Raw genomic sequence first — 23,103 nt, forward strand, 5'->3', positions numbered from 1 at the left:
ACTCAAGCGCTAAGCCGTCTTCTCCAGTTGAGTTCGAATCGTCTCAGCCAGTTGCTCGAAACGTCCCTTCAATGGAGAGCCCGGACGGTAAGCCACGACAATTCTACGTGAAGGTGTTGGATTCACCGCAGGTACGTAACACACACCATCTTTCTGCTTTTCCTTTGGCACCGATAGCTGAGGTAGCAAGGTAATACCCGCCCCCGCCGCGACCATGTTACGCAGCGTTTCTAAGCTGGTTGCCTTAAAGCGCTCATCATCTTTCGCACCCGCAGCAAAACAGAAACCCAAGGCTTGGTCTCTTAAACAGTGACCGTCACCTAGCGCCAGTACAGTTTGTCCATTGAGCTGCAGCATATCGACAGTGTCTTGCTGAGCCCACTCGTGGTCACATGGAACAGCAACACTTAACGGCTCGTCATACACATCAATCTCTTTAAACACCGCCGTTTCATCAACCGCAGCCAGTACCAAGCAATCCAGCTTGCCATCTTCAAGTTGGCTCACTAATTGATGAGTCTGAGCTTCATGCAGATAAAGCTCAAGATCTGGGAAGCTCTCTTTAAGATGAGGAACAATCTTAGGCAAGATGTAAGGACCCACGGTTGGAATAAAACCAATGTGCATTGGCCCCGTCATCGCTTCACCGTGCCCACTCGCCATATCTTTAAAAGTTTTCACTTCATTGAGAATACGCTTGGCTTGTTCAACAAGTTGTAACCCTGATTCTGTAAATATTACCTTCCTTGGACTACGCTCGGTTAACTGAAGTCCAATTTCATCTTCGAGTTTGCGTATTTGACCGCTTAGTGTCGGCTGACTGACAAAGCACGCTTCTGCCGCTTTTCGGAAGTGTTTATGCTCTGCGAGCGCCACCAAGTATTCAAAGTCACGAATGTTCATGATCAGTCTCTTACCTCAGGTTTTAATAAGAACAAGGGTTCTAATAAAAACATTTAAAAGAAAAATGCTCTTGATAGAATTTACCTATCAAAACCATAACATCAAACGATTAGAGCTATCAAAGGATTTATCTAATAATGGGCTCAACGAAACGAAACAGAGCGAAGAAAAACGTTAAGCTCTGATAGAACAAAATTAAAAATACTATTTAAGGAAATCAATATGTTTGCATCTAAAGAAGGTCAATCAATCCCTCAAGTAACATTCCCAACTCGCCAAGGTGATGCATGGGTTAATGTAACGACTGAAGAGCTATTCAAAGACAAGACAGTTATCGTATTCAGCCTACCAGGTGCGTTTACGCCAACATGCTCGTCAAGCCACCTACCTCGTTACAACGAGCTGCACTCTGTATTCAAAGAAAACGGTGTTGATGACATTCTGTGTGTTTCAGTAAACGACACATTCGTAATGAATGCTTGGAAAGCAGACCAAGAAGCAGAAAACATCACATTCATCCCAGATGGTAACGGTGATTTCACAGACGGCATGGGCATGCTAGTTGAGAAAAACGACATCGGCTTCGGCAAACGTTCATGGCGCTACAGCATGCTGGTTAAAAACGGCGTGGTAGAAAAAATGTTCATCGAAGAAGACGTACCAGGCGACCCGTTCAAGGTTTCTGATGCTGATACTATGCTTAACTACCTTGCTCCTGAGCACAAAGAGCAAGAGTCAATCACAGTATTCACTAAGCCAGGCTGTCCTTTCTGTATGAAAGCAAAACAGAACCTAATCGACAAAGGTCTGAACTACGAAGAAGTGGTTCTAGGTAAAGATGCAACAACAGTAAGCCTACGTGCAATCTCTGGTCGCACTACCGTTCCTCAAGTATTCATCGGTGGCAAACACATCGGTGGTAGCGAAGAACTAGAAACTTTCCTAGGCTAATCGCTTCATCGCCGATATAGGCTCAGAAGTATCCGCTAACCCACCCTCTTGTGGGTTAGCCATTCCAAATGCTCTTATCTGAGTTTTGGAAAAAAGAATATAGCTGGTGACTCGCCTGTCTTTTACTAACCTATAGTTAGCAATAAAGCAGAGTCACAAGCTAAACCTAATAAAACAGAATCACAAAACTGACCCGCTATCCTGACTCTCAAAAAATCATCAGAGTTGGAGGGGTTCGTTCAAACCAAATTTAGCCATTGCGAGAAAATTATTATGAAACAAGTCAATGTAGATGTAGCAGTTATCGGGGGCGGTACGGCAGGTTTAGGTTCTTACCGCGCTGCAAAAGCACACACTGACAGTGTCGTGATGATTGAAGGCGGCCCTTACGGTACAACCTGTGCTCGTGTTGGTTGTATGCCATCTAAACTGCTTATTGCAGCTGCGGAAAGCGTACACCAAATCGAGAAAGCTCCGGCTTTTGGCGTTCACCCACAAGGTGATATCGTGATTAACGGCCGTGAAGTGATGGACCGAGTGAAGTTTGAACGTGACCGTTTTGTTGGTTTTGTTTTAGAAGGTGTGGATGAAATCCCAGAGCAAGACAAGATCTCTGGCTACGCAAAATTCTTAGACGACAACACTCTACAAATTGATGACCACACGGTTGTGACAGCTAAGCGTATTGTTATCGCGACCGGTTCGCGCCCTGCATACCCTGCCGTTTGGAATGAGCTTGGTGATCGTCTGATCATTAACGATGACGTGTTCAGCTGGGATGATTTACCAGAATCGGTTGCAGTATTTGGCCCTGGCGTTATTGGACTTGAGCTTGGTCAGTCACTGCACCGCTTAGGTGTGAAAACCAAACTGTTCGGCTTGGGTGGTCAAGTGGGCCCAGTAACCGACCCTGAGATCATGGCTTACGCAGATAAAGCCTTCAATGAAGAATTCTATCTAGATGCCGACGTGAAAATCGAAAGCATGAAGCGCATTACCACTGAATCGGGTGAGGCTCGCGTCGAAATCCAGTTCATCAATAAACAAGGTGAGCTAGAAACTAACATCGTTGAATACGTACTGGCAGCAACAGGTCGTCGCCCTAACACTGACAAGCTTGGCTTAGAGAATACCTCTCTAGAACTTGATGAACGTGGTGTGCCAATCGCAGACCACTACACGCTACAAACATCGCTACCATCAGTATTTATCGCTGGTGATGCGAGTAACCAACTGCCTCTACTGCATGAAGCAGCAGACCAAGCTCGTATTGCGGGTGACAATGCAGGTCGCTTCCCAGAGATTCGTGCAGGCTTACGCCGCTCTAAAATCTCGGCAGTATTCTCTGACCCGCAAATCGCGATGGTTGGTGAAACCTACAAAGAGATCACCACCCGCTTAGGCACATGTGGCTGTTTCGCAACGGGTGAAGTGTCTTTTGAAAACCAAGGCCGTTCTCGAGTGATGCTGCGCAACAAAGGTATTCTGCACGTTTACGGCGAGCAAGGTACAGGCCGCTTCCTTGGTGCTGAAATGATGGGACCAAACGCAGAACACTTGGCTCACTTATTAGCATGGGCACATCAGAACAAGATGACGGTTTCTGAAATGCTAGACATGCCGTTCTACCACCCAGTAATCGAAGAAGGTGTGCGAACAGCGCTACGTGACCTGAACGCGAAACTGCACCTAGGTCCAGAGATGGTGAAACATTGTCTGGATTGTGGCCCAGGTTGCTAATATCAGAATATTGTTAGGCAGTAAGCAAACGCTAGATACTAAAAAGGAAAGCCATTGGCTTTCCTTTTTGTTTTTGGCAACGAGCAAATAACAGGTTCCCGACTACGCCTCCTTCGTCGCTATCGGGAATGACGCTGCTTTTAATACTGAGCAAATTCCAAGCCCAATAAGAACAACGCATAAACTAATCCAAGCTTTAACTCGTCATTCCAGAACCGAGGGACGAGGTATCTGGAATCTCTTACCACACAAACAGATATTCCGGATTACGCTCCTTCGTCTCTTTGGGGAATGACGCTACTTTGAATACAGAGCAAAACCGAAGCCCAATAAGAACAACGCATCAACTAAACCAAGCTTTAACTCGTCATTCCAGAACTGAGGGACGAGGTATCTGGAATCTCTTGAACCAATTACCGGTCGCTAAAGACTTAGCGATTACTTCTCAGCAGCAATCACAGATATCTCAACAAGTAGCGCTTCGCGAGCCATGTCGCCAGTCACACATGCGCGAGCTGGAGCGTGGCCTTCTGGTACCCATGCATCCCAAACTGCGTTCATTTCTTGGAAGTCTTTCATGTCTTTCAAGTAAATCGTTGCTGACAGCATGTGCTCTTTGTCGCTTCCTGCTTGCTCAAGTAGGGCTTCCACTTTATCTAGCATCGTTTGTGTTTGCTCAGTGATGTCTTTGGTTGCATCAGCACACACTTGGCCACATAGGTAGATAGTGCCGTTGTGTTTCACAATACGGCTCATGCGTTGTTTGGTTTCTTGGCGCTCAATCATCGACTTTCTCTCTCTGTGTCACCGTGATCCAATATCTTGTGACGTGTTATTATCAGGGCAACAAGCATAACGCGAATCAAACCCAAGATGACATGCATTCATTGCAATAAAAGTGAAAAAATCCGTAACAAACTCGGTCGCTGCCAGCGTTGCATGAATCAGCTGATGGTATTGTCGATTTTGAGTTGGGGAGTATGGTGGCTGTTTTTCAGAGAAGCCCCAAAAACCATCAATGCCATCGCGTTGATGATGGCCGCTTTCGCATTCAGTGGCTTGCTATCGTTGCATTGGATAATGAAGTTTGTCGTGCTGCCTTTAAGGAACAAAAAGCGTTAACAGAGAGACGTTGCTAGATAAGTGATAAAGGCTAGATAAGCGATACAGGCTAGATGTCCAATTAAATAACTCGCCTTAGCAAGTCGTCATCACTTCCCAAACAGCAGATAGAAAAAAGCCCCAGAACCAATCGATTCTAGGGCTTTCTTAGAAAATTCTAAGAAAAAGCAGTGGTACTTTAATAGACCGGGCTTTTCTTAGTTTGTTCCCAAAAAAGATCATATTTTTGATCTTTTTTTTAGGGACTATAAAATCAATGCCTTATGCAACATTAACCTTAGCAATAATCTGCTCTACCAAGTTCACTTCCAACGCCACTTCATCACATGCATGTTGACGAGGACACTGGTCACAATCTTTCAGTACCTTCTCAGGCAGCAGAGATTTCGATGTTGGTAAGAAATCATGCTTCATGAAGAACTCTGGAGTACGAGTCAGCACAAACACCTTCTTAATGGCCATTTGTCGCGCTTTCTCAACCAAGTGCTGCACAATTGCAGTACCTTGACCTTGACCTTGCCAGCCAGCCTCAACACCGAGCGAGCGAATCTCCGCTAAGCCAGAATCATACACATAAAGCGATGCACAACCTGTCACCTCACCATGATGCTCTGCGACCGCAAACGAGCCAATATCACGCACCAGTTCATTACGAGAACGAGGTAGGTTTTCACCCATGTTCGCCCAGTAAGCGACCATTCCTTCCAACGCTTCAATATCGGTCAGACGAGCAGGACGAACCTTGACGATGGAAGTGTCACGCTGTGATAAACGTTTCTCAGCTTGGTCAACCGCGTAAGCCACTTGCTGTGGAGATACACCGCCTAGCGCGCTACGTTTTTCAAGACACGATTCAATGGTCAGGATGTCATACACATCCTCTTCAATCACCTCAGAGAACTCTTTCATCTCTGCGATGGTTAATTCTTCTAATGCGCAGCCTTTAGCAATCGCTGCCACTACCGTCACACCAACAATATGGTGAGCTTCACGGAAAGGAATGCCTTTCGCTACTAGGTAATCAGCCAGCTCTGTTGAGTTCGCGTAGCCTTGTTTCGCTGCTTCAAGTGTACGTTCGCCGTTCACTTTAATGCCGTCAAAACAGAGTGCTGCCATTTCCATACAATCATTCCAAGTATCTAAAGCGTCGAATAGACCTTCTTTATCTTCTTGCATGTCTTTGTTGTACGCCAAAGGCAGAGCTTTTACTGTCATCATCATTGCCGCTAATGAACCGTATACACGGCCAGTTTTGCCACGGATAAGCTCTAGAGCATCTGGGTTTTTCTTTTGTGGCATCAGAGATGAACCTGACGTCACGGTATCCGCTAACTCGATGAAGTTTGATTCACCTGAGTTGTAGAAAATCATATCTTCTGCAAGACGCGAAAGGTGAAGCATAGAGATAGAAGCAATCGACATTAGCTCCATCACATGGTCACGGTCAGAGACTGAATCTAGAGAGTTGCGCGTTGCACGACGGAAACCTAAGTTGTGAGCTAACTCTTCACGGTCCATCGGGTAAGCTGTTCCTGCAAGGGCACCAGAACCCAGCGGACATGTATCTAGACGCTTAATCGCATCATTCAAACGTGAATAGTCACGCTCAAGCATTTCAACGTAAGCCAAGCACCAGTGAGCAAAAGTTACCGGCTGAGCACGTTGTAAGTGAGTGTAGCCAGGCAGCACGGTTTCTTGATGCTGAGAAGCAACGTTCACCATTTGGCTTTGTAGGCGATCCAGTGCCAGTAGCAGTTGGTTACCTTGCTGACGACACCATAGTTTCAGGTCGGTCGCCACTTGGTCGTTACGAGAACGGCCAGTGTGAAGTTTTTTGCCCAAGTCACCGACTTTGCCGATAAGTTGCTGCTCAACCCAGCTGTGAATATCTTCTGCATCAGAACGTAGAATCTGTTCAGGATCTTCCATCACCTCAAGTTTTAGCTCATTCAGTGCTAACTCAAGCTTCTGTTGCTCTTCTTCTGTTAATACGTTGACCGACAGTAGAGCTTTAGACCAGGCAATTGAGCCCACAATGTCTTGCTCAGCCAATCGGTAATCAAAACGAAGAGAATCGTTAAAATCTTTGAACCGGGTGTCTGCTGCTTGGGTAAATCTACCGCCCCATAATGCCATTGTGTATCTCCTAATTGCACAGTGCTCACTGTTTTTGCAAATGATAATTCTGATTAAGATTCAGTATTTTTCTGATGGTTTAAACTTACGGCAATTCAAAATGAAAATAAAGTATTAATTCATTATTTTCACATATTTATTCACCAACAGTTCAATCCATTGATTATTTTTAGCGTGGAGCGCGAATTATATGCCATCCGATAGTAAAAACCGAAGCTGATTTATTAGGCAAATAGAAAGTAAAAAGCCCACTCACTAATCAATAGTGAATGGGCTTTGCATAATAATGTCTGTTTACTGGCCTTCAACCTTTCGCTAAAGGCTAGCTCGCTAACTCATTGTTAGGATTACTTTTGGCTATTCAAAGCACGGATACGGCTTGATAGCGAGTAAAGACGAATGAAGCCTTCAGCGTGGCTTTGGTCGTAAACTTCATCTTCACCAAAGGTTGCAAACTCTTCTGAGTACAGGCTGTTGTCAGAACGCTTCTGAGTCACCGTTGCATGGCCTTTGTAAAGCTTGATAACCACTTCACCATTCACGTCTTGTGCTAGCTCTTCTGTCGCAGCAAGGATTGACTTACATAGTGGAGTGAACCAACGACCATCGTATACAAGGTGAGAAGCCTTAACACCTAGCTCTTCACGGAATTCGAATGCCGCTTTATCAAGAACCAGTTGCTCTACTGCACGCAGTGCTTCCATCATGATTGTGCCACCCGGAGTTTCGTAACAACCACGAGACTTCATGCCAACAAGACGGTTTTCTACGATATCGATACGACCAACACCGTGCTTAGCACCCTTCTCGTTTAGGTAAACCAGTGCGTTGTATGGCGTCATTGTTTCGCCATCAACCGCAACCACTTCGCCTTTTTCAACTTTAAGTGTCACTGTTTCAGATTCGTTTGGCGCTTGCTCAGGGTCTACAGTCCAAGCCCAGCAATCTTCGTTAGGTGCATTCCATGTGTTTTCAAGAACGCCGCCTTCTGTTGAGATGTGCCATGCGTTTGCATCACGCGAGTAAATCTTAGTAAGAGAAGCCGTACAAGGGATGTTACGCTCTGCTAGGTAATCTAGACACTCTTCACGACTCACTAGATCCCATTCACGCCATGGTGCAATTACGTGTAGGTCTGGTGCTAGTGCAGCAAATGCGCCTTCAAAACGAACTTGGTCGTTACCTTTACCTGTACAGCCGTGACACAGTGCGTCTGCACCTACTTTACGTGCGACTTCAACTTGTGCTTTCGCAATGATTGGACGCGCCATTGAAGTACCTAGTAGGTATTTACCTTCATAGTAAGCGCCCGTTTTTAGCGTTGGGTAGATGTAATCAGCAACCATCTCTTCTTTAAGGTCTGCGATGTAACACTCAGATGCACCAGAAGCTTTTGCTTTCTCTTCGATACCAATCAACTCTTCGTCGCCTTGACCAACATCCGCAACAAACGCAACCACTTCACAGTCATAGTTCTCTTTCAACCATGGGATGATTACTGATGTGTCTAGACCGCCAGAGTAGGCTACTACAACTTTCTTTACGTTAACTTTGCTCATTTTCTTTCTCCTAGTTTCCATACTGCACATGGCGGTCAGCGTTGGAAATGACTTCATAATTATATGTTTATTTAATTTGTCTAAATTCTTTAAGTAGTGACTCGTTGTGAGACCTACTGAGGTAAAAACTGTGTTCCTATGCTTTTACCTGAAAACAGTTGTGTTAGCTTTTCTGGGTATCGCCAAGTGGCAACTTCGATTGGTCGTCCAAGGTCGTTAGCTGCTTCTAGTGCAGCTTGAACCTTAACGATCATGCCGTCGGTAATCACTTTGCCGGCAATAAGGTCATCGGCTTGTTGTTGGTTAAGGCTTGGAATGAGGTGGCCTTTGCCATCCAACACACCACTTACATCAGAAAGCAGTACCAGTTCAGCATCAAGTGCGCCCGCAACGGCAACCGCAGCTTGGTCGGCATTGACGTTCATCAGTTGACCTTGCTCAGTCAGACCAATTGAGCTAATGATTGGCAGTGCGCCCGCATTGAGAATCGCTTGCAGAACGGTTGAGTCGCCCGGCTCCGCTTTTCCTACCGCGCCCAGTTCTGGGTTCAGTTCGCTTACTTTGCATAAACCACCGTCAGCAAGGCTCAAACCAACGGCATTGATTCCGTCTTTAATTGCCTGACCTTGAAGTAGTTTATTGGCCGTGCCCGCTAGGGCACCAGCGATCACAGGGATCTGGTCATAAGGAGTAACACGTAGCCCTTGTTTCTTAACGGTTTCGAGGTTCAACTTATTCATCAAATCATCAACAAGGTAACCGCCACCGTGAACAATCACGATTGGTCGTTGTGCCTGTTGTTGGTAAGCAGAGATAGCACCAAATAACTTGCTAAGTGTTTCACCACAAGATAGCGCAGCGCCACCTAACTTTATGATTAATGGTTGATTATTAAGGCTCATATCTAGATTCCCTTACACTAACGCAGTTAATGGCGCAAAACCATAACGTAAATTTAAACACTGCATCGCTTGGCTAGATGCACCCTTTAATAAGTTATCAATCGCTGAAACAACGATGATGTGCTGACCTTGAACCTTCCAACCTAAGTCGCAGAAAGGCGTCTGTTCTACATCTTGAATTCTTGGCAATGTCTCTTCGAGTAATCTCACCGCAGGTTGACCTTGGTAAGCTTGCTCGAAGGCGTCTTGTATCTGCTGTTCTGTCACGCCTTCAGCCAATTTCATGGTGATGGTCGCTAAAATACCGCGCTTAAAGTTGCCGAGGTGCGGAGTGAAAATTACATCACATCCTAAATGTGCGGCCATTTCAGGTTGATGACGGTGATTGAATACACCATAAGCTTGCAGGCTTACTTCGCAGAAGCTGTTAACCATCGTCGCCTTGCGGCCTGCACCAGTCACACCACTAGTTGCGTTAATCACTGGCCATTGGTTTTCATCCAGTAACTTGCCTTCAACCAAAGGCTTAATCGCCAGTTGTGATGCCGTTGGGTAACAACCCGCGACAGCGACAAGCTGTGCTTCTTTAATTTCTTGTTCGTTCCACTCAGCCAAACCATAAGCCGCTTTGTCTAGCCATTGTTCGTGTTGATGTTCAAAACCGTAAAACTCTTGATAGAAGTTTTCGCCTTTAACTCTGAATGCACCCGATAGGTCGAAGACTTGGCAATCGTTCTCTAGAAAAATTGGCGCTAGGTCGTGACTAACCTCGTGTGCCGTTGCTAAAAAAATCACATCAGACTGTTTAGCTACTTCTTCCGGATTTGTTAAAGGTTGTACTGGCATATCAATCAAGCCAGCTAACTTACCGTGCAGTGCCGCAATAGGTTTACCTGCGTCTACACTATTGGCTGAGACATATAAACCTGATAGCGTGAGCTCAGGGTGTCTGTTTATCATTAGAGCCAGTTCTGCTCCTGTGTAGCCGCTTGCGCCAATGATCGTGGTTTTCAACATCTCAACACATCCATTTCTGAGGTAAGTTACATTTCAAATTTGACTATTCATACTTAATTTTTAGCTTTATTTGATTTCTTATGCATTAAATATGATTTAATATGTGTTTTACCGACTTATGGTTTTCCTGTCAATAGTAGAAGTGAAGTTATTATGCAATTACCGAGTTTTCTTGAGGTCTACAAAGGCCTAATTTCCACAGACTCTATTAGCTCGACCGATCCAAGCTGGGATCATGGCAACGAGAAAGTGATCGAAAAAATGGCTCAATGGTTTAAAGACGTAGGCTTTAGCGTTGAAGTCGTGGAAGTCGAGCCCGGCAAGCATAATATGGTCGCTAAGATGGGATCGGGCGAAGGTGGCTTGCTACTCGCAGGACACAGCGACACAGTGCCATTCGATGAAGGACGTTGGAACTTCGACCCTCACGCACTAACAGAGCACAACAATCGCTTCTATGGGTTAGGCACGGCCGATATGAAAGGCTTTTTCGCTTTCGTTTATGAAGCGGCAAAGAAGATGGATTGGAGCAAACAGACCAAGCCGCTATATGTATTGGCAACCTGTGACGAAGAGACCACCATGTTAGGTGCGCGTCATTTCACTGAAAATGCACCGTTTAAACCGGATTACTGCATCATTGGTGAGCCAACGAGCCTAGTGCCGATTCGTGGTCATAAAGGCCATGTTGCCAATGCAGTGCGAGTAACGGGTAAATCAGGTCACTCTTCTGATCCTGCATTAGGTGTCAACGCCATCGAGATCATGCATGAAGTGTTGTTCGCTTTAATGCAGCTGCGTGACAAGCTAGTCAAAGAATATCACCACCCGGGTTTCGCAATTCCAAGCCCAACGCTAAACCTTGGCCATATTCACGGTGGCGACAGTGCCAACCGTATCTGTGGTTGTTGTGAGCTGCACTATGATGTGCGTCCTTTACCAGGTATCAGCCTAGATGGCTTGGATAACATGCTGCGCAGCGCACTTAAGGAAGTGGAAGCAAAATGGCCGGGCAGAATTGAGATTACACCTCTGCATGAACCTATCCCAGGTTACGAGTGCCAACACGACCATCCATTTATCGGTGGCATGGAATCCGTTTGTGAGATTGAATCACAAACCGTGAACTACTGTACTGAGGCTCCTTTCCTTCAAGAACTTTGCCCAACCTTAGTTCTGGGTCCGGGCTCAATCGACCAAGCGCACCAACCAGATGAGTTCCTAAGCTTCGATTTTATCGATCCAACGATTGATGTTCTGAGTAAATCGATCCGTAAATATTGTTTCTAGTTATTACTTTTCTTCCAATATTTTCGTATAAAAGCCACCCGAAAAGGTGGCTTTTATTCTGCCATCCCTGACACAGCCTGATCTTGTAATTAAATTTCACTTTAATTCCGAACTATTGGAAAATTTACTTCTCCCGCATTTCGAAAACTAATAATTGCAAACTTAGAATGCTTTATTTGACTAGATACAGCACTTTTCGCTAGATTGTGTACTTAACAAGGAACAATGGATGTAATTTTTTTACGAGGCAGGATGACAATGAACGAGAAATACGCCGCTCTCAAGAGTAACGTAAGCATGCTGGGACGCTTGCTAGGTAACACAATCCAAGATGCACATGGTGACGTTATCTTAGAGAAAGTGGAGACTATCCGTAAACTTTCCAAATCCGCCCGCGCAGGCAACAAAGCTGACCGTGACAGCCTAGTTGAAGAAATCAAAAACCTGCCGAACGAACAACTCACTCCTGTTGCTCGTGCATTTAACCAATTTCTCAACCTCACCAACATGGCAGAGCAGTACCACACAATATCTCGCCACTGTGAGGAGCATGTTTGCGAACCAGACGTGCTGCAATCTCTATTTTCCAAATTAAACCAGAATGACATCAGCAAGCTAGATGCGGCTCAAGCCGTTCGCGACCTGAACATTGAACTCGTTCTGACTGCACACCCAACAGAAATCACTCGTCGCACCATGATCAACAAGCTAGTTAAGATCAACGAGTGTCTGTCTAAATTAGAATTAAGCGACCTATCACACAAAGAACGTGTCAAAACAGAACGTCGCCTAGAGCAACTTATCGCTCAAGGTTGGCACTCAGATGTGATTCGTCAGCAACGCCCTACGCCACTTGATGAAGCAAAATGGGGCTTTGCGGTTGTTGAAAACTCACTGTGGGAAGCTGTACCAGATTTCCTACGTGAAATGGACGGTCGACTAAAAGGCTACCTTGGTGAAGGCCTGCCAATTGATGCGCGCCCGGTACACTTCTCATCTTGGATGGGCGGCGACCGCGATGGTAACCCATTCGTAACGCACACCATCACCAAAGAAGTGCTGCGCCTATCTCGCTGGAAAGCCGCTGACCTTTACCTAGGTGACGTAAACGAGCTGATTACCGAACTGTCGATGACTAAGTGTAATGATGCCGTTCGTGAACTAGCGGGTGATGAGCATGAAGCTTACCGTGCAATCCTAAAGAGCCTACGTACTCTGCTGAACAACACGTTAGAAGTGCTTGATGCAAAACTGCATGATGCTGAAGTACCGAAGAAAGAAACACTACAGAACATCGACCAACTTTGGACACCGCTTTACGCGTGTTACCAATCGCTGCACGAATGTGGCATGGGCGTAATCGCAGACGGTTCTCTACTTGATACCTTGCGCCGCCTAAAAGCATTCGGTGTACACCTAGTGCGTCTCGATGTTCGTCAAGAAAGTACACGTCATTCAGATGTGCTGTCTGAACTGACTCGCTACCTAGGCATTGGCGACTACGACCAGTGGAGCGAGCAAGACAAGATTGCTTTCTTAACCAATGAATTAAGCTCAAAACGCCCACTACTTCCTCGTGATTGGGAGCCATCTGAACAGGTTAAAGAGGTTTTGGACACCTGTAAGGTCATTGCTGCTCAACCTCGTGAAGCCTTCGGTGCTTACGTGATTTCTATGGCTCGCACTGCATCGGATGTACTGGCTGTTCACTTGCTGCTGCAAGAGTGTGGTTGCCCGTACCGCATGGACGTATGCCCACTGTTCGAAACGCTAGACGACTTGAACAACTCAGAAGCGGTAATGAAACAGCTAATGAGCATCGACTTGTACCGTGGCTTTATCCAGAACCACCAAATGGTAATGATCGGATACTCTGACTCAGCAAAAGATGCCGGCGTTATGTCTGCAGGTTGGGCTCAGTACGATGCGATGGACAAGCTGGTTAAGGTTTGCGACGAAGAAGGCATTGAACTGACTCTATTCCACGGTCGTGGCGGTACTGTTGGTCGTGGTGGTGCTCCGGCGCACGCTGCTCTTCTTTCTCAGCCACCTAAGAGCTTGAAAGGCGGCTTACGTGTAACTGAGCAAGGTGAAATGATCCGCTTTAAGCTTGGCTTGCCAGATGTAGCGGTAAACAGCTTCAACCTATACGCAAGTGCGATTCTAGAAGCGAACCTTCTACCGCCACCTGAGCCTAAACAAGAGTGGCGCGACCTAATGGAAGTGCTATCTCAAGTCTCTTGTGAGGCTTACCGTAACGTGGTTCGTGGCGAAGAGAAATTTGTACCTTACTTCCGTCAAGCGACGCCTGAACTGGAGCTAGGTAAACTGCCTCTTGGTTCTCGCCCTGCGAAACGTAACCCGAATGGCGGCGTAGAAAGCCTACGTGCAATTCCATGGATCTTCTCTTGGAGCCAAAACCGTTTGGTACTTCCTGCATGGTTAGGTGCTGGTGAAGCGATTCAATACTCAGTTGACCAAGGCCATCAAGCGCTACTTGAAGAGATGTGTCGTGAATGGCCATTCTTCTCAACTCGTCTGGGTATGTTGGAAATGGTGTACTCGAAGTGCAACATGGAAATTGCGAAGTACTACGATCAACGTCTTGTTGACGAAGAGCTATTACCTCTGGGTGAGTTACTGCGTGAACAGCTACAAAAAGACATCAAAGCGGTACTGAATGTAGAAAATAACGAGAACTTGATGCAGAGCGACCCTTGGGGGCTTGAGTCGATTCGCCTACGTAACATCTACGTTGAGCCACTAAACATGCTTCAAGCAGAACTGCTTTACCGTACTCGTAAGTGTGAAACACCACCAGCAGAGCTCGAAGAAGCGCTAATGGTGACGATTGCAGGCATTGCAGCAGGTATGCGAAACACAGGTTAATTAGTGATTCCTACCATAAAAAGAACAAAAGGTCGCCACGTGCGACCTTTTTATTTTGCAAAATAACCACTAGTGAGTATTTTGTCAGTTTTTTGGGTTATTTTATCCATGTATTCTACTTTATGCTTATTATTTAGATATACTACTGCTCCGCTGCGGAAACACTCCAGAAAAATAACCTGCAGCAATTTGACCAATAAACTGGTCAACCTAGGTGATAAACGGCTTTGTAAGGTGATATAACCAACCGATGAGTTGGTGCTACTTAGACATAACCAATATAACGTGCCATTAGAAGCACACTTGTTGTTTAAGTATTTGTTTACTGTTTACCATTTGGATTTCAGACATGTCATTACCACACGTAATTCTAACCGTTTTAAGTACACGCGATGCTACTGGTTACGATATCACAAAAGAATTCTCCGCAAGCATTGGTTACTTCTGGAAAGCTAGCCATCAACAAGTTTACCGCGAGCTAAATAAAATGGCTCAGAACGACCAGGTAACTTGCGTGCTTGAGCCTCAAGAAGGCAAACCTGATCGTAAAGTTTACTCTATCACTGATGCTGGCCGTGGCGCGCTAGGTGAATGGTTTGAACAACCAACTGCACACCCAACCGTTCGTGACGAGTTCTCAGCTAAGCTAATGGCTTGTGCTGTACAACCTTCTGACGCTTACCGTGTACAACTTGCTGAGCTAGTAGAAGAGTCTCGCAAACTGGTTTCTCACTACCGTGAAATCGAAGCGGCTTACTACGCAACGCCATCAACACTAGACAAGCAAGCACGCCTTGAGCGTCTAACACTTCGTCGTAACCTACTTATCCGTGAAGCATGGATTGTATGGGCTGAAGAAGTACTGCTTGAACTTGGCGCTCTAGCTTAAGTTAAGCTAGAAGCTAGAAGCTAGAAGCTAGAAGCTAGAAAAGCAAAAGGCTTGAACTCTATGAGTCCAAGCCTTTTTTGTATCTATAGGATTTGAAATGTTACTGCCAGAGGCTTTTTACAAGTGCTTAGGCTTTACTTCTTAGACTTTGCTTAAAGCGCAGCGACTTGTGGACGAACACCTAGCGTATGGCAAAGTGCGTAAGTCATTTCTGCACGATTTAGCGTGTAGAAGTGGAAATCTTTCACACCTTCACGGCTCAGCGTACGAACCATATCAATCGCTTGGCTAGCACCTACTAACTGACGAGTGGTTGGATCATCATCCAAGCCTTCGAACTGCTTCGCCATCCAGCCAGGTACTTTTACGTTGTTCATCGCTGCAAAGCGAGACGCTTGCTTGAAGTTAGAAACCGGTAAGATGCCCGGTACAATCTCAACATCCACACCAGCCGCAACACAACGGTCACGGAAACGTAGGTAGCTTTCTACATCAAAGAAGAACTGAGTGATTGCACGGTTAGCACCCGCATCCACTTTACGCTTTAGGTTAATAAGGTCAGATTGAGCGCTTTTTGCTTCAGGGTGAACCTCAGGGAATGCCGCTACTGAGATATCAAAATCGTGGCGAGATTTAAGTAGCTCAACCAAATCAGATGCGTACATCTCTGGCGCGCCGCCGCCTGCTGGAATGTCACCACGCAGCGCAACAATACTCTCGATACCATTTGCCCAGTAATCGTCGGCAATTTGAATCAGCTCTTCGCGACTCGCATCAATACACGTTAAGTGCGGTGCAGCCACTAGGCCAGTTTGGTTTTTAATTTCTTTAATGATTGAGTGGGTACGGTCACGTTCGCCCGAGTTTGCACCGTAAGTTACCGATACAAATTTTGGTTGAAGTGTTTTAAGACGGTGAACAGAGTTCCACAGGGTCTCTTCCATCTTCTCACTGCTCGGTGGAAAAAACTCAAATGACACATTGATGTTGTCAGAAAGCTCAGCGATATTCTGATTTAAAGCGTCGATATGACTAGCGTGTGTGTATCCCATCTTACTCTCCCTGTGGCAAAAGCAACCACTAAAAACTCAAATCCTTAAACGACGTTTAGACGTCTATATGTCTGTAGAATGTATTGAATACGATTTAATGTCAACAGATCCATTATGAATTTTTCTCAAGTAGATCGTGAGTAAAACTCAAGTCGTTAGATGGGTCGCAAAGCAGAAATAATGTAGAAAAAAGGCTGAAAAACACATCGTGCTTTCAGCCTTATTTATCTTAGTGAATAGTATGCCATTTAGACACTAAACCAACCGATCTGAGTATCAGAACAGGCTAGACATTCTGTTTAGGTCAGATTGAATTGCACCCGCTGTGACTTCACGTCCTGCACCTGGGCCACGGATAACCAATGGATTATCTTTGTACCATTTGCTCTCAATCGCAAAGATGTTGTCGCAAGGCAACAAGTTCGCCAGAGCATGTTCTTTAGACAGTGCTTCAACGCCTACGGTTGCCTTACCGTTCTTCTCCAAACGCGCTACGTAACGCAGAACTTTCTGTTGAGAGTGCGCTTTCTCTAAACGCTCAGCCAACTCTTCGCTTAGAACAGAAGCTTTGTCGAAGAAGTCATCCACAGATAGATCTTGCAGCTCTGCAGGTACGAGCGATTCCACTTTTACGTTTTCAGGTTCGATATCCAAACCAGATTCACGCGCCAGAATCACCAGCTTACGCATCACGTCTGAGCCATCTAGGTCAGCACGAGGGTCAGGTTCCGTAAGGCCTTGTTGCCATGCTAAGTCAACCAACTCGCTGAACGGCACGGTGCCATCAAACTGTTGGAACAACCAAGACAACGTGCCCGAGAAAATGCCAGACAACGCAATGATGTCATCGCCACTTTCACGTAGGTCACGTACCGTGTGGTTAATCGGCAATCCAGCACCCACTGTCGCGTTGTACAACCAATGACGGCTGATCTTAGCGAAAGCATCTTGTACTTGATGGTAATACTCGCTCGATGCAGAACCTGCCACCTTGTTCGCCGAGATTAGGTGAATACCTTGTTGTGCGATTTGCAGATACTTTGCTGCAAGCACTGGGCTCGCAGTCACATCCAGAACCACTGCTTCGTCATAACCTTGAATAGAGCCCAAACGCTCTAACCAGTCGTTACCATTGTTAGCAATCGCTTCGTCGTCAAAGCGCTTACCTACCGAAGTCGCATCAATGCCTTGATCGTCGAACCAATAGGTTTGGCTATCAACCACGGCAACCAATTCAAAGTTCATTCCACGGCGCTTTTCAAGTTCCGCTTTTTGCTCAGCAAACAGGCTTAACCAGCTTGAACCAATATTGCCCTTACCACACAAGGCAATCGCAACACGCTTCTGCGCTTGGAACAGTTGAGAATGAATGCCTTTCACTAGACTTGATGTTTCACTCTTACGAATCACAGCCACCAAGCTTAAGCCTGAGTTCGCTTCTGAGATGAACTCAACCGGAGAGCTCTTAAGCTGCTGGTAGAAACCGTAGCAATGGTTCGGGTTCTTAGTCACACCCGCACCCACTGCAGCAATCAGAGAGAAACCTTCTTTTAGCTTAATCTCAGCTTCAATCGCATGGTCTTGGAGATATTCTAATGCACCACCAGCGATCTCTTCTGTGTAGGCAAGACGCAAACAGTGTTGATCCGGTTCAAGCTCATAAGCAAGCGGCTCAAGTTGAGCACGCTTAAGCCCTTCAAGCACTTCACTCTCTAGACGGTCGAAATCATGGCCGTGACCAAAGGTCAGTTGCACGATAAGCACTTCATCCAAAGAGGTAATGATTTTTGCACCACGACCCGATGCCAGTACACGCTCGATCTGTGTAGAGCCCGCCTCCGGCTGATAGCTGCAGCGTAAGCTGAGATCCATAGCACTTTGAGCCACAGGCTGTAGCGTTCGGCTGTGAAGCACTGGAGCGGCAAGACGAGCCAATTCACTGGCTTCATCAAGGCGAAGTAGAGGCAATAGACACGCATCTGAAACCAGACGAGGGTCAGCGCTGTAAACGCCCGCCACATCACTCCAAATCGTCACGCGTTCAACTTCAGCCAAAGCACCAATCACGGTCGCTGAGTAATCCGAACCGTTGCGACCAAGCAGTACGGTTTCACCCTCGCAGTTCTGAGCCATAAAGCCCGTAATCACCACGCGGCAATGTGCATGCTGCGCCAGAGCTTCTTTAATCAGAGGGTAAGAACGTGCGCGGTCGACTTCAGGCTGAGCGCCCACTTCTGCACGTAAAAAAGCACGCGCATCTTGAGCAACGGCTTGTAAATCATGTTGGCACAACAAAGCCGCGAGTAGACGTGAAGACCAAACCTCACCGTGTCCAAGCACTTTTGCTTTTTGTGCTTCGCTCAAGGGAGCCGTTAGCTCACCCAAAACGGTAAATTCTTGTTGAATGGTTGCAGTAAGTTGTGCGGCTGATTCACCCTCAAGCAGTGCTTCAATCAGATCGAGTTGGAACTGACGAAGTGCTTGTAGGCATTCATGGGCAATACGACCATCTTTGTCGAGCGCTTCAACAAATTCAATTAAACGGTTGGTTGTTTTGCCTGCTGCCGATACCACCACCAAATCAGATGCTGATGAGTATTCTCTAAGAATGTTGACCACGCGTTGGTAACATTCAGGATTCGCTAAACTGCTGCCACCAAATTTATGTAGCTGGCGAAAGGTTGCCATTATTAACCCTCCCCTTCAGCGATAAAGCGCTGTGTCTTTTCAAACGCTTGCTTGAGGTCATCGATTAGGTCTTCTGCATCTTCAAGGCCAACAGACAGACGCAGTAGTTGCTGAGAAACACCCGCTTCTGCTAATGCTTCTTCACCCATCGCACGGTGAGTCATCGACGCAGGGTGACAAATCAGGCTTTCAACACCGCCCAATGATTCTGCCAAAGAAAACAGCTCTAACTTATCAACAAAGTATTTAAGTGCCTCGAATGAGCCCGCAAACTCGAAGCTGAGCATTGAGCCAAAGCCCGATTGCTGTTTCTTCGCGATATCATGACCCGGATGTTCAGGAAGGCTTGGGTGGTAAATAGTGCCGACAAGATCTTGTTGCTGTAGAGACGCCAGAATCTCACGCGAGCTTTCTTCGTGAACTCGCATACGCGCACCTAGCGTACGAATACCACGTAAAGTCATGTAGCTATCAAATGGTGTGCCGGTCGCACCAATACAGTTGCCCCACCACGCGAGCTCTTCAGCATGCTCTTCTGTCTTAGTGACCACAACACCACCAATCACATCTGAGTGTCCGTTGATGTACTTGGTTGTAGAGTGGATAACAAAATCAGCACCCAGCTCTAAAGGCTTTTGGAACACAGGTGTCAAAAACGTGTTGTCGACAGCAACCAGAGCACCAACCTCTTTCGCTTTACGGCAAGTTTCTGCAATATCAACCACACGAACCAGTGGATTCGATGGGGTTTCGATTAAGATCAACTTTGGCTTAAGCGCGATCGCCGCATCCAGCGCGGCTTGATCCGATTGATCAACGAACAGAACTTTGAAGTCACCTTTTAGCGAGCGAGTGTTAAACAGACGGTACGTACCGCCGTAGCAGTCGTGCGGTGCAATAATAAGATCATCGCCGCCTAAGAAAGCCGAAACCCATAAGTTAATCGCCGAAGTACCGCAGTTAGTCACAACCGCGCCTTTGCCTGATTCAAGCTCAAACAGTGCCGTCTCTAATAAACCGCGGTTTGGGTTACCAGAACGGGTGTAATCGTACTTTGGCACTTCACCAAAAGCGGGAAACCCATAGTTAGTCGAAAGATAAATGGGTGGGACAACGGCATGGTGTTGCGTGTCTGACTCGATACCAGTACGTACTGCGATTGTTGCTGGCTTCCGGCTGCTCATAGGTGCTTCCTTACAAGTTTTGCGTCTGAGAATCACAGCTGCTTGTCGGCATTTTGCGGCTGTGTTAGATATATGTTATTCACTTTACTTTCATAAACGTGAGACGTCAACACTTCCAGACGTCTATATGTCTTTGCTTATGGCAGTAAATCCCGCTAAAATCACCACTATTAATTTATTCTAACAACTAAAGTGATGAAGGTACGCAATGGCCGACTGGAATGGTGAATACATAAGCCCATATGCTGAGCATGGAAAGAAAAGCGAACAAGTAAAGAAAATTACAGTTTCTATCCCTCTAAAAGTGTTAAAGGTTCTTACTGACGAGCGTACTCGCCGCCAGATTAATAACCTACGCCATGCAACAAACAGTGAGCTACTGTGCGAAGCCTTTCTACATGCGTACACAGGCCAACCACTACCAACGGATGAAGACCTTCGTAAAGATCGTCCTGACGATATCCCTGCTGAAGTGAAAAAACTGATGACAGAAATGGGTATCGAGTTCGAAGCGTTTGACGAAGAATAAAAACAATTCAGTCACTGCCTTCATTATTGATTCGCTATAGCTGACCCTATTTATCACATCACGCATTGCGTTTTTATGACTGCGCTGTAAATGATAGACATAAAAAAACCGACTCCTATGAGTCGGTTTTTTATTATTCTTTTTCGCTCAATAGAGCAACAGCTATTAAGCCATATAGTTAGCAGGCATCTCGATACGAGCTACGCCAGATTCAACAGCCGCTTCCGCAACTGCTCGTGCTACGCGAGGAAGTAGACGTGGGTCCATTGGCTTAGGAATGATGTAACCCTTACCGAACTCCAGTGCAGTCTCGCCCGCAGCTGCTAGTACTTCAGCTGGAACTTCTTCTTTCGCCAGTTCACGAATCGCTTTAACCGCTGCTAGCTTCATTTCATCATTGATTTCGCTCGCACGCACGTCTAGTGCACCACGGAAAATGAATGGGAAACAAAGTACATTGTTTACTTGGTTAGGGTAATCACTGCGGCCAGTACCCATGATTAGGTCAGAACGAACTTCATGTGCAAGCTCAGGCTTGATCTCTGGATCTGGGTTTGAACATGCAAACACAACAGGCTTATCAGCCATCAGCGTTAGTGCTTCAGCAGGCAGTAGGTTAGGACCCGATACACCCAAGAACAGGTCAGCGCCTTCGATAACATCTTCAAGCGTGCGCTTATCCGTGTTATTTGCGAACAGCTCTTTGTATTCGTTTAGGTCATCACGACGAGTGTGGATCACACCTTTACGGTCAAGCATGTAGATTTTTTCACGCTGAGCGCCACACTTAATCAGCAGTTCCATACAAGCAACCGCTGCTGCGCCAGCACCTAAACAAACGATCTTACACTCTTCAAGTTTCTTACCTTGAAGCTCGATCGCGTTCAGCATACCCGCTGCCGTTACAATCGCTGTACCGTGTTGGTCATCGTGGAATACCGGCACATCACAACGTTCAATCAGGCGACGTTCAATCTCAAAACAGTCTGGTGCTTTGATGTCTTCCAGGTTAATACCGCCGAATGTATCTGCGATATTCGCAACCGTATCAACGAACTCATCGATTGTGCGGTGTTTTACTTCAATATCGATAGAATCTAAACCAGCAAAACGCTTAAACAGTAGCGCTTTACCTTCCATAACAGGTTTAGAAGCAATAGGGCCAAGGTTACCTAGGCCAAGAATCGCTGTACCGTTAGAGATAACTGCAACCATGTTGCCTTTACCTGTGTACTTATAAACGTTATCAACGTTCTGTGCGATCTCGCGAACAGGCTCAGCCACGCCTGGGCTGTATGCAAGTGCTAGGTCTTCTGCAGAGTTTGCAGGCTTCGTCAGTTCTACGGCAATTTTGCCTGGAATTGGGAACTCATGGTAATCAAGAGCTTGCTGACGGAATTGTTCTTGAGGTGATAATTCTTGAGAGGATTGAGCTTGGCTGCTGTCTTCAGACATAGGTGTAGGTTCCTAGGGTATTATTATTTGGGGGATCTTGTTCATGTTAATGGATGTACTTCAAAGTTCCTAGGTGGTTGGAGCCTCTGTCTCATTAAAAAACGAGATTTCACTACTAATAAGACCAGTGAGCAGTTGAAATTACTATCGCTTGTTGAACTTTCGAGCTGAATTTTGGTGCAGAGAGATACGCAAGGAATTGCCCTGCAATAGAAAGGTAGGCAACTTATCGTTAGGCGGGATTGAAGCTTGAATGAAAGTCAGTGCTTTCTCAAATTGCAGGCAACAAAAAAGGACACCGAAGTGTCCTTTTTCATGTCTAAATAGCGAGAATTACTTCTTGCTAGAAAGAGCACCGAAACGCTTGTTGAAGCGATCAACACGGCCGCCAGTATCTACGATACGTTGCTTACCAGTGTAGAACGGGTGACATTTGTCACATACGTCTAGGTGGATTGATTCTTTTGCTAGCGTTGAGTTGAACTCAAATGTGTTGCCGCAAGAACAAGTTGCAGTAACTGCTTTGTATTCTGGGTGGATTCCAGCTTTCATGGGATAACCTCAAGTAGGCCGTGTCGCTATACGATTCTAAGCCGCACACCACACGTAGTTTAAAAAAAGAAATAAAGACACCGCATCGACACAAAAGAGTGATGAAGCCATACCTTTAAGGCGCAGTATAGTAATGAATCTATAAGGCAGGATCAACCGATTTGATACATTTTTCACCAATTCTCTCTTTATTTCCTTTATCGGCCTGAGATTTCGGGCTGTCGTTGTCGGTATACGCTAACTCG

General features: G+C 46.1%; 19 protein-coding genes. 8 read left to right on the forward strand and 11 right to left on the reverse strand.

Going from position 1 to position 23,103, the window contains the following annotated elements:
* Nucleotides 1–9: 9 nt before the first annotated feature.
* Complete coding sequence (gene oxyR, locus AB4484_RS02025; protein WP_017061132.1) at nucleotides 10–903, reverse strand: DNA-binding transcriptional regulator OxyR; 894 nt, start codon at nucleotides 901–903, stop codon at nucleotides 10–12.
* Between oxyR and AB4484_RS02030 the strand changes: the two genes are divergently transcribed.
* From AB4484_RS02030 to AB4484_RS02040, 3 genes are all read left to right on the forward strand, one after another.
* Nucleotides 902–1,081 carry a hypothetical protein gene (locus AB4484_RS02030; protein WP_372076216.1) on the forward strand — a complete coding sequence of 60 codons (180 nt, stop codon included), beginning with the start codon at nucleotides 902–904 and terminating at the stop codon, nucleotides 1,079–1,081. The two genes, oxyR and AB4484_RS02030, sit on opposite strands and share 2 nt — an antisense overlap.
* Nucleotides 1,082–1,125: 44 nt before the next feature.
* The gene (locus AB4484_RS02035; protein WP_017061133.1) at nucleotides 1,126–1,854 is read left to right on the forward strand and encodes a glutathione peroxidase; all 729 of its coding nucleotides are present in this window, start codon (nucleotides 1,126–1,128) and stop codon (nucleotides 1,852–1,854) included.
* Nucleotides 1,855–2,127: 273 nt separating this feature from the next.
* Nucleotides 2,128–3,594: a dihydrolipoyl dehydrogenase gene (locus AB4484_RS02040; protein WP_048612368.1), complete on the forward strand. Its 1,467-nt coding sequence runs from the start codon at nucleotides 2,128–2,130 to the stop codon at nucleotides 3,592–3,594.
* A 438-nt stretch (nucleotides 3,595–4,032) separates the two neighbouring features.
* Here AB4484_RS02040 and AB4484_RS02045 read toward each other — a convergent pair whose 3' ends face one another.
* Nucleotides 4,033–4,380: a RidA family protein gene (locus AB4484_RS02045; RefSeq protein ID WP_004729674.1), complete on the reverse strand. Its 348-nt coding sequence runs from the start codon at nucleotides 4,378–4,380 to the stop codon at nucleotides 4,033–4,035.
* A gap of 87 nt (nucleotides 4,381–4,467) precedes the next feature.
* On the opposite strand from AB4484_RS02045, the gene AB4484_RS02050 reads away from it, so the two are divergent.
* Complete coding sequence (locus AB4484_RS02050; RefSeq protein ID WP_082242308.1) at nucleotides 4,468–4,716, forward strand: DUF3624 domain-containing protein; 249 nt, start codon at nucleotides 4,468–4,470, stop codon at nucleotides 4,714–4,716.
* 261 nt (nucleotides 4,717–4,977) lie between these two features.
* Here the strand turns inward: AB4484_RS02050 and argH are convergent, their stop codons facing one another.
* From argH to argC, 4 genes are all read right to left on the reverse strand, one after another.
* On the reverse strand, nucleotides 4,978–6,852 hold the full coding sequence (gene argH / locus AB4484_RS02055; RefSeq protein WP_017061136.1) for an argininosuccinate lyase: 1,875 nt from the start codon (nucleotides 6,850–6,852) through the stop codon (nucleotides 4,978–4,980).
* A 347-nt stretch (nucleotides 6,853–7,199) separates the two neighbouring features.
* Nucleotides 7,200–8,411, reverse strand: a complete 1,212-nt coding sequence (locus AB4484_RS02060) for an argininosuccinate synthase (RefSeq protein ID WP_017061137.1) — start codon at nucleotides 8,409–8,411, stop codon at nucleotides 7,200–7,202.
* A gap of 113 nt (nucleotides 8,412–8,524) precedes the next feature.
* On the reverse strand, nucleotides 8,525–9,313 hold the full coding sequence (gene argB / locus AB4484_RS02065; protein WP_372076218.1) for an acetylglutamate kinase: 789 nt from the start codon (nucleotides 9,311–9,313) through the stop codon (nucleotides 8,525–8,527).
* A gap of 12 nt (nucleotides 9,314–9,325) precedes the next feature.
* Nucleotides 9,326–10,330, reverse strand: a complete 1,005-nt coding sequence (gene argC / locus AB4484_RS02070) for an N-acetyl-gamma-glutamyl-phosphate reductase (RefSeq protein ID WP_372076219.1) — start codon at nucleotides 10,328–10,330, stop codon at nucleotides 9,326–9,328.
* A gap of 153 nt (nucleotides 10,331–10,483) precedes the next feature.
* Between argC and argE the strand changes: the two genes are divergently transcribed.
* The 3 genes from argE to AB4484_RS02085 all read left to right on the forward strand — a co-directional run bounded on the left by argE (nucleotide 10,484) and on the right by AB4484_RS02085 (nucleotide 15,398).
* Nucleotides 10,484–11,620, forward strand: coding sequence for an acetylornithine deacetylase (argE, locus tag AB4484_RS02075; RefSeq protein ID WP_004729680.1), 1,137 nt, complete (start codon nucleotides 10,484–10,486; stop codon nucleotides 11,618–11,620).
* Nucleotides 11,621–11,872: 252 nt separating this feature from the next.
* Nucleotides 11,873–14,509 carry a phosphoenolpyruvate carboxylase gene (gene ppc, locus AB4484_RS02080; RefSeq protein WP_017063683.1) on the forward strand — a complete coding sequence of 879 codons (2,637 nt, stop codon included), beginning with the start codon at nucleotides 11,873–11,875 and terminating at the stop codon, nucleotides 14,507–14,509.
* Nucleotides 14,510–14,858: 349 nt separating this feature from the next.
* Nucleotides 14,859–15,398: a PadR family transcriptional regulator gene (locus tag AB4484_RS02085; protein WP_017061141.1), complete on the forward strand. Its 540-nt coding sequence runs from the start codon at nucleotides 14,859–14,861 to the stop codon at nucleotides 15,396–15,398.
* Between the two features lie 152 nt (nucleotides 15,399–15,550).
* Here the strand turns inward: AB4484_RS02085 and metF are convergent, their stop codons facing one another.
* From metF to AB4484_RS02100, 3 genes are all read right to left on the reverse strand, one after another.
* Nucleotides 15,551–16,450 carry a methylenetetrahydrofolate reductase gene (gene metF / locus AB4484_RS02090; RefSeq protein ID WP_004729683.1) on the reverse strand — a complete coding sequence of 300 codons (900 nt, stop codon included), beginning with the start codon at nucleotides 16,448–16,450 and terminating at the stop codon, nucleotides 15,551–15,553.
* 276 nt (nucleotides 16,451–16,726) lie between these two features.
* On the reverse strand, nucleotides 16,727–19,138 hold the full coding sequence (locus tag AB4484_RS02095) for a bifunctional aspartate kinase/homoserine dehydrogenase II (RefSeq protein WP_372076221.1): 2,412 nt from the start codon (nucleotides 19,136–19,138) through the stop codon (nucleotides 16,727–16,729).
* A gap of 2 nt (nucleotides 19,139–19,140) precedes the next feature.
* Complete coding sequence (locus AB4484_RS02100) at nucleotides 19,141–20,322, reverse strand: O-succinylhomoserine (thiol)-lyase (RefSeq protein WP_372076223.1); 1,182 nt, start codon at nucleotides 20,320–20,322, stop codon at nucleotides 19,141–19,143.
* A 208-nt stretch (nucleotides 20,323–20,530) separates the two neighbouring features.
* On the opposite strand from AB4484_RS02100, the gene metJ reads away from it, so the two are divergent.
* Nucleotides 20,531–20,851, forward strand: coding sequence for a met regulon transcriptional regulator MetJ (metJ, locus tag AB4484_RS02105; RefSeq protein WP_004415993.1), 321 nt, complete (start codon nucleotides 20,531–20,533; stop codon nucleotides 20,849–20,851).
* Between the two features lie 165 nt (nucleotides 20,852–21,016).
* Here the strand turns inward: metJ and AB4484_RS02110 are convergent, their stop codons facing one another.
* Entirely contained in the window at nucleotides 21,017–22,306 is a 1,290-nt protein-coding gene (locus AB4484_RS02110; RefSeq protein ID WP_017061144.1) for a malic enzyme-like NAD(P)-binding protein, read from the reverse strand.
* Between the two features lie 333 nt (nucleotides 22,307–22,639).
* Nucleotides 22,640–22,858 carry a 50S ribosomal protein L31 gene (rpmE, locus tag AB4484_RS02115; protein ID WP_004737142.1) on the reverse strand — a complete coding sequence of 73 codons (219 nt, stop codon included), beginning with the start codon at nucleotides 22,856–22,858 and terminating at the stop codon, nucleotides 22,640–22,642.
* Between the last annotated feature and the right edge of the window lie 245 nt (nucleotides 22,859–23,103).

Source organism: Vibrio sp. 10N.261.46.A3, assembly GCF_041472995.1.
Taxonomy (GTDB): domain Bacteria; phylum Pseudomonadota; class Gammaproteobacteria; order Enterobacterales; family Vibrionaceae; genus Vibrio; species Vibrio coralliirubri.